The following is a 15,224-nucleotide window of genomic DNA, read 5'->3' on the forward strand; positions in this document are numbered from 1 at the left end:
GTGTAGAAACAAGCAGTGAGCACGGATGACGAGGCGCGCCCGGCGGCTCGGCTCACTGTCCTGACCGGACCTTCGGGTTCGGGCACGGAGAGTGTCGTCGAGTGCGTCCGGGCGCGTTCTCCGTCCGTGTGGGTCCCGGTGCCGGCCACCACCCGTCCCCGCCGTGAGGGGGAGCTGGACGGGGTGGACCGCCTCTTCCTGACCCCGGCGGAGTTCGACCGCATGGTCGCGGCGGGGGAGCTGCTGGAGTGGAGCCGGGCCGGGCCCCACCGGCGCGGCACGCCGGGCGAACCGGTGCGGTCCCGGCTGGCCGCCGGACAGCCGGTGCTGCTCGGCCTCGACCTTCCCGGCGCGCTGCTGGTCCGGGTGGCGCTGCCCGACGCCCGGCTGGTGCTGCTGCACCCGCCCGGCGCCATCCTCCCGACGAGCACCCTGGCGGCGTTCGACCACACCGTCGCCCACGACCTCACCGATCGGGTCGCAGACGAGCTGGTAGGCTTGTCCGGTTCTTCTTTCCTGGCTCCGGCGCGACCGCGTCCACGCGGTTGACCGCCAGCACCGCTCTGTGCGGTGCGATAGACGCAGAGGTTAATTCGTGGGATCCATCGCAAACCCCGAAGGCATCACCAACCCGCCGATCGACGAGCTCCTCGAGAAGACGACGTCGAAGTACGCCCTGGTCATCTTCGCCGCCAAGCGCGCGCGTCAGGTCAACGCCTACTACAGCCAGCTCGGTGAGGGCCTGCTGGAGTACGTCGGCCCCCTGGTCGAGACCACCCCGCAGGAGAAGCCGCTCTCCATCGCCATGCGCGAGATCAACGCGGGCCTGCTCACCGCCGAGCCGACCGACCAGCCGTAATCCGCCCCGCCCCGATGTCCCCCCGGATCGTCCTCGGGGTCGGCGGCGGCATCGCCGCCTACAAGGCGTGCGAGCTGCTGCGGCTCCTCACCGAGTCGGGTCACCGGGTCCGGGTCGTGCCGACCGCGTCGGCGCTCCGTTTCGTCGGGGCGCCGACCTGGGCGGCGCTCTCCGGGCAGCCGGTCGCCGACGACGTCTGGTCCGACGTGCACGAGGTGCCGCACGTCCGGCTCGGCCAGCAGGCCGACCTCGTCGTGGTCGCGCCGGCCACCGCCGACCTGCTCGCCAAGGCCGCCCACGGCCTCGCCGACGACCTGCTCACCAACACGCTCCTCACCGCCCGCTGCCCGGTCGTGCTGGCCCCGGCCATGCACACCGAGATGTGGGAGCACCCCGCCACCGTCGCCAACGTCGCGACGCTGCGCTCCCGGGGCGTCCGGGTGATCGAGCCCGCCGTCGGCCGGCTCACCGGGGCGGACACCGGCAAGGGCCGGCTGCCCGACCCGGCGGAGATCTTCGCGGTCGCCCGCCGGGCCCTGGCGCGGGGCGTCGCCGCCCCCGCCGACCTGGCCGGGCGGCACGTGGTGGTGACCGCCGGCGGCACCCGCGAGCCCCTCGACCCGGTCCGCTTCCTCGGCAACCGCTCCTCCGGCAAGCAGGGCTACGCCTTCGCCCGCTGCGCCGTCGCCCGTGGCGCCCGGGTCACCCTGGTCTCGGCCAACGTGTCGCTGCCCGACCCCGCGGGCGTCGACCTCGTCCGCGTCGGCACCACCGCCGAGTTGCGCGAGGCCACCCTGGCGGCGGCCGCCGAGGCCGACGCGGTGGTCATGGCGGCGGCTCCGGCCGATTTCCGCCCGGCGACCTACGCGGCTGGCAAAATCAAGAAGTCGGACGACGGCGAGGCGCCCACCATCGCGCTCGTCACCAACCCGGACATCGCCGCCGAGCTCGGCCGGCGCCGTCGCCCGGAGCAGGTGCTGGTGGTGTTCGCCGCGGAGACCGGCGACGCCGAGGCCAACGGTCGGGCCAAGCTCGCCCGCAAGCGGGCGGACCTCATCGTCATCAACGAGGTCGGGCCCGACAAGGTCTTCGGCGCCGACACCAACGCGGCGACCGTCATCGGCGCGGACGGGTCGGTCAGCCGATTGCCCGAGCAGTCCAAGGAGGATCTCGCCGACGGCGTCTGGGACCTCGTGGCGGCGCGGTTGCCCGGCCTTTCCTGACGGCTGGAACCGAGCATGACCGAAGGGTCCCGGCGCGGACCCGGATGACTAGACTTCCGCGGAACGACTTATCCACAAACTAGGAGTGCCGTGACACGCCGCCTCTTCACTTCCGAATCGGTCACGGAAGGCCACCCGGACAAGATCGCCGACCAGATCAGCGACGGCATTCTCGACGCCCTGCTCGCCGAGGACCCGCGCAGCCGGGTCGCGGTCGAGACCCTGATCACCACCGGCCAGGTGCACATCGCCGGCGAGGTGACCACCAAGGCGTACGCCGACATCCCGACCATCGTCCGCCGGACCATCCTCGACATCGGCTACGACTCGTCGAAGAAGGGCTTCGACGGCGCCTCCTGCGGCGTCAGCGTCTCCATCGGCGCCCAGTCGGAGGACATCGCCCAGGGCGTCGACAACGCCTTCGAGCTGCGTACCGGGGCGTCGGAGAGCGCGCTCGACGCCCAGGGCGCCGGCGACCAGGGCATGATGTTCGGCTTCGCCTGCTCGGAGACGCCCGAGCTGATGCCGCTGCCGATCGCGCTGGCGCACCGGCTGGCCCGCCGGCTGGCGCAGGTGCGCAAGGACGGCACCATCCCCTACCTGCGTCCCGACGGCAAGACCCAGGTCACCATCGAGTACGAGGGGCTGCGCCCGGTCCGGCTCAACACGGTGGTCGTGTCCAGCCAGCACGCCGCGGACATCTCGCTGGACTCGCTGCTGACCCCCGACGTGCGCGAGCACGTCATCGGCCCGGAGCTGGAGAGCCTGGAGCTGGACACCGAGGGCTACCGGCTGCTGGTCAACCCGACCGGCCGGTTCGAGATCGGCGGGCCGATGGGCGACGCCGGCCTGACCGGTCGCAAGATCATCGTCGACACCTACGGCGGGTACGCCCGGCACGGCGGCGGCGCGTTCTCCGGCAAGGACCCGTCGAAGGTGGACCGCTCGGCGGCCTACGCGACGCGCTGGGTGGCCAAGAACGTAGTCGCCGCCGGCCTGGCCGAGCGCTGCGAGGTGCAGGTCGCCTACGCGATCGGCAAGGCCCACCCGGTCAGCCTCTTCGTCGAGACGTTCGGCACCGAGACCGTGCCGGTCGCCTCGATCGAGAAGGCCGTCACCGAGGTTTTCGACCTGCGGCCGGCCGCCATCATCCGGGACCTCAACCTGCTCCGCCCGATCTACCAGCAGACCGCCGCGTACGGCCACTTCGGCCGGGAGCTGCCGGATCTGACCTGGGAGAGCACCGACCGGGCCGCCGACCTCAAGTCGGCCGCGGGAGCCTGACCGGCACCAGGCGCAGCGACCGGCGACCCGCGGACGGGTCGCCGGTCGCTCGCGTCTGCGTCGACGTGCCCCTGGCGCACCTGGATCGCCCGTTCGACTACCTCGTCCCGGCCGCGCTGGACGCCGACGCCGTCCCCGGCACGCGGGTGAAGGTCCGCTTCGCGGGGCAGCTCGTCGACGGCTGGCTGCTGGAGCGGGCCGACGACTCCGGGCACACCGGCCGGCTGGCGTACCTGGAGAAGGTCGTCTCGCCGGAGCCCGTGCTCGCCCCGGAGGTCGCCCGGTTGGCCCGGGCCGTGGCCGACCGCTACGCCGGCAGCCTCGCCGACGTGCTCCGCCTCGCCGTACCGCCCCGGCACGCCCGGGTGGAGAAGGACGTCCGCGCCCGCTGCGAGGCCGCGCCCGCCGGCCGGGCCGCGCCCGACGGTGTGGCCGCGCCCGACGGTGCGGCCGCGTCGGACGGCCGGGCCGCGGCCGATGGCGTGCCCGCCCCGGACCGCGCGGTCCCGCCCGACGGCCCGCCCGACGGTCCGTCCGTGCCGGACGGCCGGGTCGCCGGCCCGGCCGGTGGGGTGCCGGCGGCGCCCCGGGAACCGGTCACCGTGCCCGATCCGGGCGGCTGGCGGGAGTACCCGGCCGGGCCGGCGCTGCTCCGGGCGCTGGCCGACGGGCGGGCCCCCCGGGCGGTCTGGTCGGCGTTGCCCGGGGAGGACTGGCCCGCCCGGTACGCCGAGGCGGTCGCCGCGACCGTCGCCGGCGGCCGGGGCGCGGTGGTGGTCGTCGCCGACAACCGCGACCTGGACCGCCTCGACGCCGCACTGGAGGCCGCCCTGGGGCCGGGGCGGCACGTCTGCCTCTCCGCCGCCCTCGGGCCCGCCCGGCGCTACCGGGCGTTCCTCGCCGCCCGGCGCGGCGACGTGCCCGTGGTGGTCGGCACCCGGGCCGCGATGTTCGCCCCGGTCGCCCGGCTCGGCCTGGTGGCGATCTGGGACGACGGCGACGACCTGCACGCCGAGCCCCGCGCTCCCTACCCGCACGCGCGGGAGGTGCTGCTCACCCGCGCCCAGCTCGGCGACGCGGCCGCCCTGGTCGGTGGGTTCGCTCGCACCGCCGAGGCGCAGCTGCTGGTGGAGACCGGGTGGGCCCGCGAGGTGGCGGCCGACCGCGCCACGCTGCGGGCCCGGATGCCGGCGGTCGCGCCCACCGGCGACGACCCGCAACTGGCCCGGGACCCCGGGGCGGCCACCGCCCGGCTGCCCAGCCTGGCCTGGACCACCGCCCGGGAGGCGCTCCGGGCCGACCTGCCGGTGCTGGTCCAGGTGCCCCGCCGCGGCTACCTGCCGTCGGTGGCGTGCGCCGAGTGCCGGACCCCGGCCCGGTGCCCGCACTGCGCCGGGCCGCTCGCGTTGCCCTCGGCCGAGGGCACCCCGGCCTGCCGCTGGTGCGGACGGGTCGCCGCCGCGTACGCCTGCCCGGAGTGCGGTGGGCGGCGGCTGCGCGCCTCCGTCACCGGCGCCCGGCGCACCGCCGAGGAGTTGGGGCGCGCCTTTCCCGGCGTGCCGGTGCGCACCTCCGGCCGGGAGGAGGTGCTCGCCGCCGTGCCCGGCGGCGCCGGCCTGGTCATCGCCACCCCGGGCGCCGAGCCGGTCGCCGAGGGCGGTTTCGGCGCGGTGCTGCTGCTGGACTCGTGGGCACTGCTCACCCGGGCCGACCTGCGGGCGGGGGAGGAGGCGCTGCGCCGCTGGCTGGCCGCCGCGGCGCTGGCCCGCCCCGCCGCCGCCGGCGGCCGGGTGGTCGTGGTCGCCGACGGCGCCCTCGCCCCGGTGCAGGCGCTGCTGCGCTGGGACGCCGCCTGGTTCGCCGCGCGGGAGCTGGCCGAACGGCGTGAGCTGGGCTTCCCGCCGGCGGTGCGGATGGCCAGCGTGACCGGCCCGCCGGCGGCGGTGGCCGACCTGCTGGCCGAGGCCCGGCTCCCGGCCGACGCCGAGCTGCTCGGGCCGGTGCCGGCGGACGGGGAGCGGGAGCGGATGCTCATCCGGGTGCCGCGGGCCCGGGCGGCCGCCCTGGCCGGCGCGCTGCACTCGGCGGCCGGGGTGCGCGCGGCGCGCAAGGCCGCCGACCCGGTCCGCCTCCAGGTGGACCCCCTCACCCTCTTCTGACCCGCGACGACCAGGGCGGCGACGACCCGGTCCGGCGGTGCGCGGGCCCGCCGGCGGGCGGACGTGCCGGCGGCGCCGGTGCGGCGGCGGTGCCCCTGCCCGGCGGCGCGCGCCCCGGGCCGGCCGGCGCCGCCCGTGATCCGCCGCACGGCGCCGTCGGTCCCACCGCCCGAGCGGCCCGTCGTCGCACGCCGTGTCCGAGGGGAGGCCGGTGAGCGGGTGATAGCATCGCCCGTCATGCCCGGGCGTACGACGACTCCAGGTCGCGGCGCGGCGCCAGACGCGCCGAGCTGGGGTGGTCGCAGGATCGCGCGACGGTGGCGGGAGCGCGTCGGTTCGGCGCGATGTCGATGATGTCAATCAGCCGGTGATCAGGGGTGGACCAGTCGTGACCGTTCGTCAGTCGATCGTCTTCAATGGTGACCTCGGCAGCGGCAAGAGCACCGTCTCGGTGGAGATCGCCAAGCGGCTCGGCCTGCGCCGGGTCAGCGTCGGTGACCTCTACCGGCAGATGGCGCAGGAGCGGCAGATGACCGCGCTGCAGCTCAACCTGCACGCCGAGCTGGACCAGGCCGTCGACGGCTACGTCGACCAGCTCCAGCGGGACATCGCCGCCTCCGGCGAGCGGCTGGTCATGGACTCCCGGCTGGCCTGGCACTTCTTCACCGACGCGCTCAAGGTGCACATGATCACCGAGCCGGGCGAGGCGGCCCGGCGGGTGCTCGCCCGGCCCTCCGGCCCGGCGGAGAGCTACGCCTCGCTCGACGAGGCCAAGGCCAAGCTGCGCGAGCGCAGCGAGAGCGAGCGGGGCCGGTTCATCGTCCGCTACGGCGTGGACAAGGCGCGGCTGCGCAACTACGACCTGGTCTGCGACACCACCCGCGCCCCGGCCGCCGAGGTCATCGAGCACATCATCGACGCGTACGAGGGCCGGCTGGGCGCGGACGTGCTGCGCGACGCCCCACCGCTGCTGCTGCTCGACCCGGCCCGGGTCTACCCGACCGAGGACATCGCCGCCCTGCGTGACCTGTGGGACTCGGACTTCGTGGGCGAGGTGGCCGCGGCCGGCGACGCGGCGCTGGAGCCGCTGCGGATCGGCTACACCGGGGAGTACTTCTTCGTCGTCGACGGGCACCGCCGGCTCAGCGCCGCCCTGCAGAACGGCTTCCGTCTGGTGCCGGCCCAGCTCGTCGCGGAGGTGGACGAGCCGGTGGTCGGCGGGATGAGCGCGGTGGACTACTTCGCCGCCCAGGTCCGGCCCGGCCTGCTCCACGACTGGGAGGCCGCCCACAAGATCGAGCTGCCGCTGCCCGAGCACGCCCTGCTCGGCGGCGGCACGGTGCTGGCGGGGGAGCCGGGCGCCGGCGCCTGACCCGCGCCCGCCGGCGGGGCAGCCGGCGGGCGGTGGGCGGGAGCATGATGAAGTCGTTCGATCCCCGGGCGGAGGATGGACGATGGACGCTGCCGAGGCCCTCGGCCTGCTCATGTCGCCGCGGGGGCGGGTCGACCCCTACCCGACGTACGAGCGGCTGCGCGCCCACGGGCCGGTGGTCCGGGCCGGGCCGGCACTCTTCGTGGTCACCGGCTACGCCGAGGCCGACGAGATGCTCCGCGACCCCCGGTTCGGGGTGCTGGACGACGCCCTGCGCGACCAGTTCCTGCCCGGCTGGCGGGACAGCCCCGCCATCGCCTCGATCTCCCGGTCGATGCTGCGCACCAACCCGCCCGACCACAGCCGGATGCGCCGGCTCGCGGCCGGCACCTTCACCCCGCGCCGGATCGCCGCCATGCGGGACGTGGTGACGGCCCAGGCCGACGAGCTGGTCGACGCGATGGCGGCGCGGGCCGCCGACGGCGGGCCGCTCGACTTCCTGACCGAGTTCGCGTACCCGCTGCCGGTCGGGGTGATCTGCGCGCTGCTCGGCGTGCCGGCGACGGACCGGCCGCTGTTCCGGCGCTGGGCGGCGGACCTGACCGGCATCCTGGAGCCGGAGATCACGCCGGACGAGCTGGCCGTGGCCGACCGGGGCGCGACCGAGCTGCGCGACTACTTCGCCGAGCTGGTGGCGGCCCGCCGCCGCGCGCCCGCCGACGACCTGACCACCGCGCTGGTGCAGGCGCACGACGCCGACGGCGCACGCCTCTCCGGCGACGAACTGCTCGCCAACCTCGTGGTGCTGCTGGTCGCCGGTTTCGAGACGACCACCAACCTGCTGGGCAACGGCCTGGTCGTGCTGCTGGGGCACCCGCGCGAGGCCGACGCGCTGCGGGGGCACCCGGAGTTCGCCGCCGGCCACGTCGAGGAGCTGCTCCGCTACGACTCCCCGGTGCAGCTCACCACCCGGGTGAGCGCCGCGCCGGTCACCGTCGGCGGCGTCGAGGTGCCCGCCGGCGCCTGGGTCCTGCTGCTGCTCGGCGCGGCCAACCGGGATCCCCGGCGCTACCCGGAGCCGGCGCGGTTCGACCCGTGGCGCCCGCAGAGCCATCCGCTCTCCTTCGGCGCCGGGCCGCACTACTGTCTCGGCGCCGGCCTGGCCCGGCTGGAGGCGCAGGTGGCCTTCCCGCTGCTGCTGCGCCGGCTGCCCGGGCTGGCGCTGGCCGGCCGGCCCCGGCACCGGGCCCGGCTGACGCTGCGCGGCTACGAGGCCCTCCCGGTGATCATCGACACGGAACCGGCCCCGCCGCATCCCGGTACGCCGGCCGGGGCGGCTCCCGGCACTCCGTAGACTGGTACGGCACCACGTCGTCCAGCCGAAGGAGCCACGCCGAGTGACCGTCCAGCCCATCCGTCTGTTCGGGGATCCGGTGCTGCGCACGCCGGCCGATCCGGTGGTCGACTTCGACGTCGAGCTGCGCAAGCTCATCGCGGACCTGACCGACACGATGCGCGAGCAGAACGGCGCCGGCCTGGCCGCGCCGCAGCTCGGCGTGGGCCTGCGGGTGTTCACCTTCGACGTCGACGACGTGCTCGGCCACCTGGTCAACCCGGTGCTGGAGTTTCCCGACGAGGAGGAACAGGACGGCCCGGAGGGCTGCCTGTCCATCCCGGGTCTCTACTTCGACACCAAGCGACGGCAGAACGTGATCGCCAAGGGCTTCAACGGCTACGGCGACCCGCTGCAGATCGTCGGCACCGGCCTGATGGCGCGCTGCGTGCAGCACGAGACGGACCACCTGGACGGGGTGCTCTTCGTGGACCGGCTGGACCCGGCCGGGCGCAAGGAGGCGATGAAGGCGATCCGCCAGGCGGAGTGGTACGACCCGGCCGCCCCGCCGACGGTGAAGCTCAACCCGCACGCCTCCAGCAGCCCCTTCGGCCTGGGTCGGTGAGCCGCCCGTGCGCGTGATCTTCGCCGGCACCCCGGCCGTCGCCGTGCCCGCCCTGGCCGCCGTGGCGGCCTCCCGCCACGAGCTGGTCGCCGTGGTGACCCGACCGGACGCGCCCGCCGGGCGTGGCCGGGGCCTGTCCCGTTCCCCCGTCGGCGCCTGGGCCGACGAGCACGGCGTCGAGGTGCTCACCCCGGCCCGTCCGCGCGAGCCGGAGTTCCTGGACCGGCTGCGCGAGCTGGCCCCGGACTGCGTCCCCGTGGTGGCCTACGGTGCGCTGGTGCCGCCGGCCGCCCTGGAGATCCCCCGGCACGGGTGGATCAACCTGCACTTCTCGCTGCTGCCCGCCTGGCGCGGGGCCGCGCCCGTGCAGCACGCCGTGCTGCACGGCGACGAGCTGACCGGCGCCAGCGTCTTCCAGCTCGAGGAGGGCCTGGACACGGGTCCGGTCTACGGCACGCTCACGGACGAGATCCGTCCCGCCGACACCTCCGGCGACCTGCTGGAGCGGCTCGCCCACTCCGGGGCGGGCCTGCTGGTGGCCGTCCTCGACGCGATCGCCGACGGCACGGCCCGGGCCGAGCCGCAGCCCGCCGACGGGGTGTCGTTGGCGCCGAAGCTGACCGTGGAGGACGCCCGGGTCCGCTGGTCCGACCCCGCGTTCGCGGTGGACCGGCGCGTCCGCGCCTGCACGCCGGCCCCCGGGCCGTGGACGACGTTCCGGGGCGAGCGGGTCAAGCTCGGCCCGGTCGCCCCGGTGCCGGACGGTCCCGAGCTGAAGCCGGGCGAGCTGCTGGTGGAGAAGTCGCGGGTGCTGGCCGGCACGGCCACCGTGCCGGTGCGGCTCGGCGAGGTGCGGGCCGCGGGCAAGCGGGCCATGCCGGCGACGGACTGGGCGCGCGGCGCCCGGGTCGCCGCGGGGGAGGAACTCGCGTGACGGGCCCCGAGCGGCCCGCCGGCGACCGTTTCCCCGCCGAGCGACGCGGCGAGCGTCCCGGCGGTGGCCCGCCCACCGGGGAGCGCGGCGAGCGCCCCGCGGGGGACCGGCGCGGGGAGCGGCCGACGCAGGGCCGGTGGGGCGGCGACCGGCGCGAGGGCGGCCGCCGTCCGGCCCGGCCCGCCGTGGACCTGCCGCGGCAGATCGCGTACGAGGCCGTCGCGGCGGTGCACCGGGACGACGCGTACGCCAACCTCGTGCTCCCGTCGCTCCTGCGCGACGCCGGGCTGACCGGGCGGGACGCGGCCTTCGCCACCGAGCTGACCTACGGCACCCTGCGTCACCTCGGCACCCTCGACGCGATCCTCACCGACGCGGCCGGGCGGGACGTGCAGCGCATCGATCCGCCGGTGCGCGACGCGCTGCGGATCGGGGCGTACCAGCTCCTGCACACGCGGGTGCCGGCGCACGCCGCGGTCTCCTCGACCGTCGACCTGGTCCGCGCGGTCGGCCCCGGCGCGACGGGGTTCGCCAACGCGGTGCTGCGCGAGGTCGCCGGCCGGGACGCCGACGCCTGGGTCGCCAAGCTCGCCCCGCCGATGGAGAGCGACCCGGTCGGGCATCTCGCGCTGGCGTACAGCCATCCGCAGTGGATCGTGCGGGCCTTCGCCGAGGCGCTCGGCGGCGACCTCGGCGAGACCGCCCGGCTGCTCATCGAGGACAACGAGCGCCCGCCGGTGCACCTGTGCGCCCGGCCCGGGCTGGCCGACCCGGTCGCGCTGGCCGACGAGGTCGGCGGTGCCCCGGGGGCCTTCTCCCCGTACGCCGTCTATCTCTCCGGCGGGGCGCCCGGTGACCTGCCGGCGCTGGCCGAGGGCCGGGCCCACGTGCAGGACGAGGGGTCCCAACTCGTGGCGAACGCCCTGGCGGTGGCCCCGCTGGACGGCCCGGACGGGCGCTGGCTCGACCTGTGCGCCGGCCCGGGCGGCAAGTCCGGGCTGCTCGGCGCGCTGGCCGCGCAGCGGGACGCGCGGCTGACCGCCGTCGAGGTCGCCGAGCACCGGGCCCGGCTGGTCGCCCAGGCCACCCGCGGCCTGCCGGTGACCGTGCTGAACACCGACGGCCGCACGGTCGGCGCCGACCCGAAGCTGCCGGAGGCGCACTTCGACCGGGTACTGGTCGACGCGCCGTGCACCGGCCTGGGCTCGCTGCGCCGCCGGCCGGAGTCCCGCTGGCGGCGCGAGCCGTCGGACCTGCCGCCGCTGACCCGGTTGCAGCGTGAGCTGCTCACCGCGGCGCTGCGGGCGGTCCGCCCGGGCGGCCTGGTCGCCTACGTGACGTGTTCCCCGCACACCGTGGAGACGCACGTGACGGTGACCGAGGCGGCCCGCCGGTCCGGCGTGCCGGTCGACTTCGTCGACGCCCGGCCGCTGCTGCCGGCGGGGATGCCCGGTCTCGGTGACGGGCCGACGGTGCAGCTCTGGCCGCACCGGCACGGCACCGACGCGATGTTCCTCGCGATGCTGCGCCGGACCTGATCCGCGGACGGGACGCCCGACCCGTGAGCCCGCTCGGCTCGCGGGTGGGCCGACCCCCGCGCCGTGCCCGGCCCGGGCGGGCGGCGCTCAGGTGACCGGCAGGCCCTTCGTGCCGGCGCCCTTCATCGACCGGGTCAGGTTGCGGTCGCTGACCCAGAGGAAGCACTGCACGCCCCGGTTGCCGTTGCGCCACTCCCGCTCGAACGGGTGGTAGAAGATCGAACCGGCCCGGTACTGCAGGTCACCGTTGTTGGGCACCTTGACGTACTTCGCGATCAGCGCGCGGCACGCCCGGTGCACCCTGAGGGTGTCCCGGGTGAAGGCGTCGTAGCTGATGTCCGGGGCCCGCCACACGCCGACGAACTCGGCGTGGTGCTTGCTGGTGCAGGCCACCGGCACCATCTCCCGCACGTCGTCGTCGCTCACCTTCGGTTCGAAGCACCGGTGGGCCAGCGGCGCGGCGCCGGTCAGGGCGCCCTTCAGGCTTCCCGTCCGGGCCTTCGCGTTCGCCTCGTCGAGGCTGGTCTGCTCGCTGAGGTCGCAGCGGAACCAGCGGGCGCCCCCGCCCCACGCCCGCGGCGACGGCAGCACCACGTTCAGCCCGAGCCGGCCGGAGCGCCAGTCCCCGCCGACCGCCTCGTTGACCTTCGCGTCGCACTCGGCCCGGGCGGCGCGCATGCCGGCCGAGCCGGCCGGCGGGGGCGTGGTCCGCTCGGCCGCCGCCCCGGTGAGCGTGCCGACGTGCACGGTCTCCGCGCGGTGGGACTGCGCGCAGTCGACCGGGTTGTAGGCGGTGAGGTAGCCGACGTCCTGCACGCCGGCGTGGCAGACGCCGGCCGCGGGGACGAACGCCTGCGGCGCGGCGGGCGCCGGCCAGTCGTCGGTCAGGTCGCCGTCGGTGCCGGCCGGGGCGCCGCAGCCGGCGAGCGCCAGGGCCGCCACCGCACCGACCGCGGCCGCCGTCCACCTGCGTCGCATCGCCCGACCTCCCGCCGATCGTGGTCCGGCCGGCGCACGGTCGGCGGACACGCCACGGTGCGGCAGCATACGGCACCGCGCTCAGATCGCGGGGAGTCCCTTCGGGCCGGCGCCCCGCATGGAGCGGGTCAGCTTCCGGTCGTCGCTCCACAGGAAACAGCGCACCCCGCGGTCGCCCTCCTCCCACTCCCGCTGGGACGGGGGATAGAAGATGGAGCCCGCGCGGTACGGCAGGTCGCTGTTGTTGGGCACGTCGGCGAAGGCGGCGATGAGCGTCATGCAGCGCGTGTGTGCCTGCCGGTGGGCCCGGCGGAACTGCGTCCAGGTCATGTCCCGCTCCACGTAGACGCCGACGAACTCGGCGCGGTGCGGCTCGGTGCAGAGCACCGGGGCCATGTAGTTCAGGTTCTCGCCGATGAGCTTCGGGTCGAAGCAGCGGTGGATCAGCGGCGAGTCGCCGATCATCGCGCCCCGCAGACTGCCCGTGCGGTTCACCGGCCGGGTGTTGTCGATGCTGCCGGTCTCGCTCAGGTCGCAGCGGAACCAGCGGGCGCCGCCGCGCCACGCGGGCGCGGACGGCAGGGCGATGTTCAGGGTGATCCGGGCCGAGTGCCAGTCGCCGCCGAGCACCTCGCGGGCGCGCTGGTCGCACTCGGCGCGGGCCGGGCGCAGCCCGGGGGACCCCGGCTCGGGCCGGTCGCCGGTCGCGGCGGCGCCGGTGAACGTGCCGACGTGGATGGCCTCGGCCAGGTGGTTGCGGGAGCAGTCCACCACCTCGTAGGTGCCGGCCTGCACGATCGCGGTGACCCGGGGCAGGCAGGTGTCCGTGGCCGGCACGAACAGCCGCGGCGCGGCCAGCGCCGGCCAGTCGTCGGTGAGGTCGCCGTCGGAGCCGCCCGGTCGTACGCAGCCGGCCAGCAGGACCGTCACCGTGCCGGCCAGCGCCAGCGCCGCGAGCCACCGTCGCATCATCCGCCCTTTCCGGGACCCGACGCCTCGGCCGTCACCGTCCCGCCACGCGGGCGGGTGGCGACGGCACGCGTCACCGTCCCCGAGGGAGTCTCGCCGCCGTGCCGTCGTTCGGCCAGTCTCGACTGGCCCTTCGTCCGGTTTGTTCTGGCCGGGACGGCCAATTCTGCACCAGCGGTCACCGTCGGGTCACCGGGTGTCCCGGTTGGTGGCGCGCTGCGGGCGGCTGATGGCCGCGTTCGTACACTGGCCCGGTGACCGTACCGCCGCCGATCGTCGCGCCCAGCATCCTCGCCGCCGATTTCGCCCGCCTCGCCGAAGAGGTCCGTGCCGTCGAGAACGCCGCGGACTGGTTGCACGTGGACGTCATGGACAACCACTTCGTGCCCAACCTGACCATCGGGCTGCCCGTGGTGCAGAGCCTGCGGGCCGCCACCGAGCTGCCCTTCGACGTGCACCTGATGATCGAGGACCCGCGCCGCTGGGCCCCGGGCTACGCCGACGCCGGGGCGTACAACGTCACGTTCCACGCCGAGGCGTGCGACGACCCGGTGGCGCTGGCCAAGGACCTCCGCTCGGCCGGCGCCAAGGCCGGGCTGGCGATCGACCGGGACACCCCGATCGAGCCGTACCTGGAGCTGCTGCCGAGCTTCGACACGCTGCTGATCATGACGATCAAGGCCGGCTTCGGCGGGCAGCGCTTCATCCCGCAACTGCTGGACAAGGTGCGCGCCGCCCGCCGGCACGTCGACAGCGGCCACCTGGAACTGCGCATCGAGGTCGACGGCGGGATCGCCGCCGACACCATCGCGCAGGCGGCCGAGGCCGGGGCGGACGCCTTCGTCGCCGGCACCGCCGTCTACGGCGCCGACGACCCCGCCGAGGCCGTCCGGAAGCTGCGGGCACTCGCGGAACGCGCCGCCGCCGGGGCCTGACGTGGAGCCCGCCGGCGACCGCAAGGACATCATCCTCGTCGTCGACGACGACGAGGACATCGCGCGCTTCGTCGAGTTCAACCTGCGGCTGCACGGCTTCGAGGTGATCCACGCGAGCGACGGGCAGGAGGCGCTCGAGGTGATCGAGCGCCAACGCCCCGACCTGGCGGTGGTCGACCTGATGATGCCGCGCGTCGACGGGCTGGAGCTGACCCGGCGGCTGCGGGCCGACCCGATGACCTCGGCCCTGCCGGTGATCATGCTGACGGCCAAGGGCATGACGGTGGACAAGGTGCACGGGCTCAGCGCCGGCGCCGACGACTACCTGGTCAAGCCCTTCGACACCGCGGAGCTGGTGGCCCGGGTCAGCTCGACCCTGCGGCGCAACAAGGAGTTCCGCGAGGTCTCCCCGCTCACGGGGCTGCCCGGCAACAGCCGGATCCGCCGGGAGATCTCCGACCGGGTCCGCAGCGGCGTCGACTACGCCGTCGGCTACATCGACATCGACCGGTTCAAGAGCGTCAACGACCGCTACGGCTTCGTGCGCGGCGACGACTTCATCTCCGCCCTGGCCCGCAGCCTGCACCGGGCGGTGGTCTCGGTGGGGCTGCCGCCGGCCTTCCTCGGCCACGTCGGCGGCGACGACTTCGTCATCGTCTGCACTCCGGAACAGGTCCGGCCGCTCACCTCCCGGGTGTCCGCCGACTTCGAGAAGGCCGCCGACTCGCTCTACGACCCCGTCGACGCCGCCCGCGGCTACGTGGAGCTGAAGGACCGCCGGGGCAACATCCGGCGCGCCGCCCTGGTCACGCTCTCCATCGGTGTCTCCATCTCCGACACCAACAAGCGGTTCACCGACCCCCTGGAGGCGATCGCGGTCGCCTCCGAGATGAAGACGGTGGCCAAGAGCCAGCCCGGCTCGTACGTGGCGGTGGACCGGCGACGCGGGGTGACCTGACCGCCTATTCCCGCTGTGAAGTAGCTCGCCTGTGTGGCACCATCCCCCGCCCGGCGT

14 protein-coding genes are annotated in these 15,224 nt (G+C 75.5%); 12 read left to right on the forward strand and 2 right to left on the reverse strand.

Annotation, left to right across the window (positions count from 1 at the left end):
- Positions 1-15: 15 nt before the first annotated feature.
- The 10 genes from ACGF7U_RS23315 (at position 16) to ACGF7U_RS23360 (ending at position 11,327) form a co-directional block, all read left to right on the forward strand.
- On the forward strand, positions 16-549 hold the full coding sequence (locus tag ACGF7U_RS23315) for a guanylate kinase (protein ID WP_393109879.1): 534 nt from the start codon (positions 16-18) through the stop codon (positions 547-549).
- 46 nt (positions 550-595) lie between these two features.
- Positions 596-859 carry a DNA-directed RNA polymerase subunit omega gene (rpoZ, locus tag ACGF7U_RS23320; RefSeq protein ID WP_007075826.1) on the forward strand — a complete coding sequence of 88 codons (264 nt, stop codon included), beginning with the start codon at positions 596-598 and terminating at the stop codon, positions 857-859.
- Between the two features lie 14 nt (positions 860-873).
- Positions 874-2,082, forward strand: a complete 1,209-nt coding sequence (gene coaBC / locus ACGF7U_RS23325) for a bifunctional phosphopantothenoylcysteine decarboxylase/phosphopantothenate--cysteine ligase CoaBC (protein ID WP_393109881.1) — start codon at positions 874-876, stop codon at positions 2,080-2,082.
- 90 nt (positions 2,083-2,172) lie between these two features.
- Complete coding sequence (gene metK / locus ACGF7U_RS23330; RefSeq protein WP_393109883.1) at positions 2,173-3,366, forward strand: methionine adenosyltransferase; 1,194 nt, start codon at positions 2,173-2,175, stop codon at positions 3,364-3,366.
- A gap of 65 nt (positions 3,367-3,431) precedes the next feature.
- Positions 3,432-5,525 carry a primosomal protein N' gene (locus ACGF7U_RS23335; protein ID WP_393109885.1) on the forward strand — a complete coding sequence of 698 codons (2,094 nt, stop codon included), beginning with the start codon at positions 3,432-3,434 and terminating at the stop codon, positions 5,523-5,525.
- Between the two features lie 388 nt (positions 5,526-5,913).
- Positions 5,914-6,897, forward strand: coding sequence for an AAA family ATPase (locus ACGF7U_RS23340; protein ID WP_393109887.1), 984 nt, complete (start codon positions 5,914-5,916; stop codon positions 6,895-6,897).
- An 82-nt stretch (positions 6,898-6,979) separates the two neighbouring features.
- Positions 6,980-8,251, forward strand: a complete 1,272-nt coding sequence (locus ACGF7U_RS23345; protein ID WP_393109889.1) for a cytochrome P450 — start codon at positions 6,980-6,982, stop codon at positions 8,249-8,251.
- A gap of 43 nt (positions 8,252-8,294) precedes the next feature.
- Positions 8,295-8,855, forward strand: coding sequence for a peptide deformylase (gene def / locus ACGF7U_RS23350; protein WP_350681795.1), 561 nt, complete (start codon positions 8,295-8,297; stop codon positions 8,853-8,855).
- Between the two features lie 7 nt (positions 8,856-8,862).
- Entirely contained in the window at positions 8,863-9,789 is a 927-nt protein-coding gene (fmt, locus tag ACGF7U_RS23355; RefSeq protein ID WP_393109891.1) for a methionyl-tRNA formyltransferase, read from the forward strand.
- Entirely contained in the window at positions 9,786-11,327 is a 1,542-nt protein-coding gene (locus ACGF7U_RS23360) for an RsmB/NOP family class I SAM-dependent RNA methyltransferase (protein WP_393109893.1), read from the forward strand. Before fmt ends, ACGF7U_RS23360 begins: the two co-directional genes overlap by 4 nt.
- Before the next feature lie 87 nt (positions 11,328-11,414).
- On the opposite strand, the gene ACGF7U_RS23365 is transcribed toward ACGF7U_RS23360, so the two are convergent.
- Together ACGF7U_RS23365 and ACGF7U_RS23370 are read right to left on the reverse strand one after the other, a co-directional pair.
- Positions 11,415-12,305, reverse strand: a complete 891-nt coding sequence (locus ACGF7U_RS23365; RefSeq protein WP_393109895.1) for a septum formation family protein — start codon at positions 12,303-12,305, stop codon at positions 11,415-11,417.
- 81 nt (positions 12,306-12,386) lie between these two features.
- A complete protein-coding gene (locus ACGF7U_RS23370; protein ID WP_393109897.1) occupies positions 12,387-13,274 on the reverse strand; it encodes a septum formation family protein in 888 nt (295 codons plus the stop codon).
- 254 nt (positions 13,275-13,528) lie between these two features.
- Between ACGF7U_RS23370 and rpe the strand changes: the two genes are divergently transcribed.
- Complete coding sequence (gene rpe, locus ACGF7U_RS23375) at positions 13,529-14,209, forward strand: ribulose-phosphate 3-epimerase (RefSeq protein ID WP_350681787.1); 681 nt, start codon at positions 13,529-13,531, stop codon at positions 14,207-14,209.
- A 1-nt stretch (position 14,210) separates the two neighbouring features.
- Positions 14,211-15,167, forward strand: coding sequence for a response regulator (locus tag ACGF7U_RS23380; RefSeq protein ID WP_393109899.1), 957 nt, complete (start codon positions 14,211-14,213; stop codon positions 15,165-15,167).
- The last annotated feature ends 57 nt before the right edge of the window (positions 15,168-15,224 follow it).

This window comes from Micromonospora sp. NPDC047670 (assembly GCF_043204915.1).
In the GTDB taxonomy this organism is placed as follows: Bacteria; Actinomycetota; Actinomycetes; order Mycobacteriales; family Micromonosporaceae; genus Micromonospora.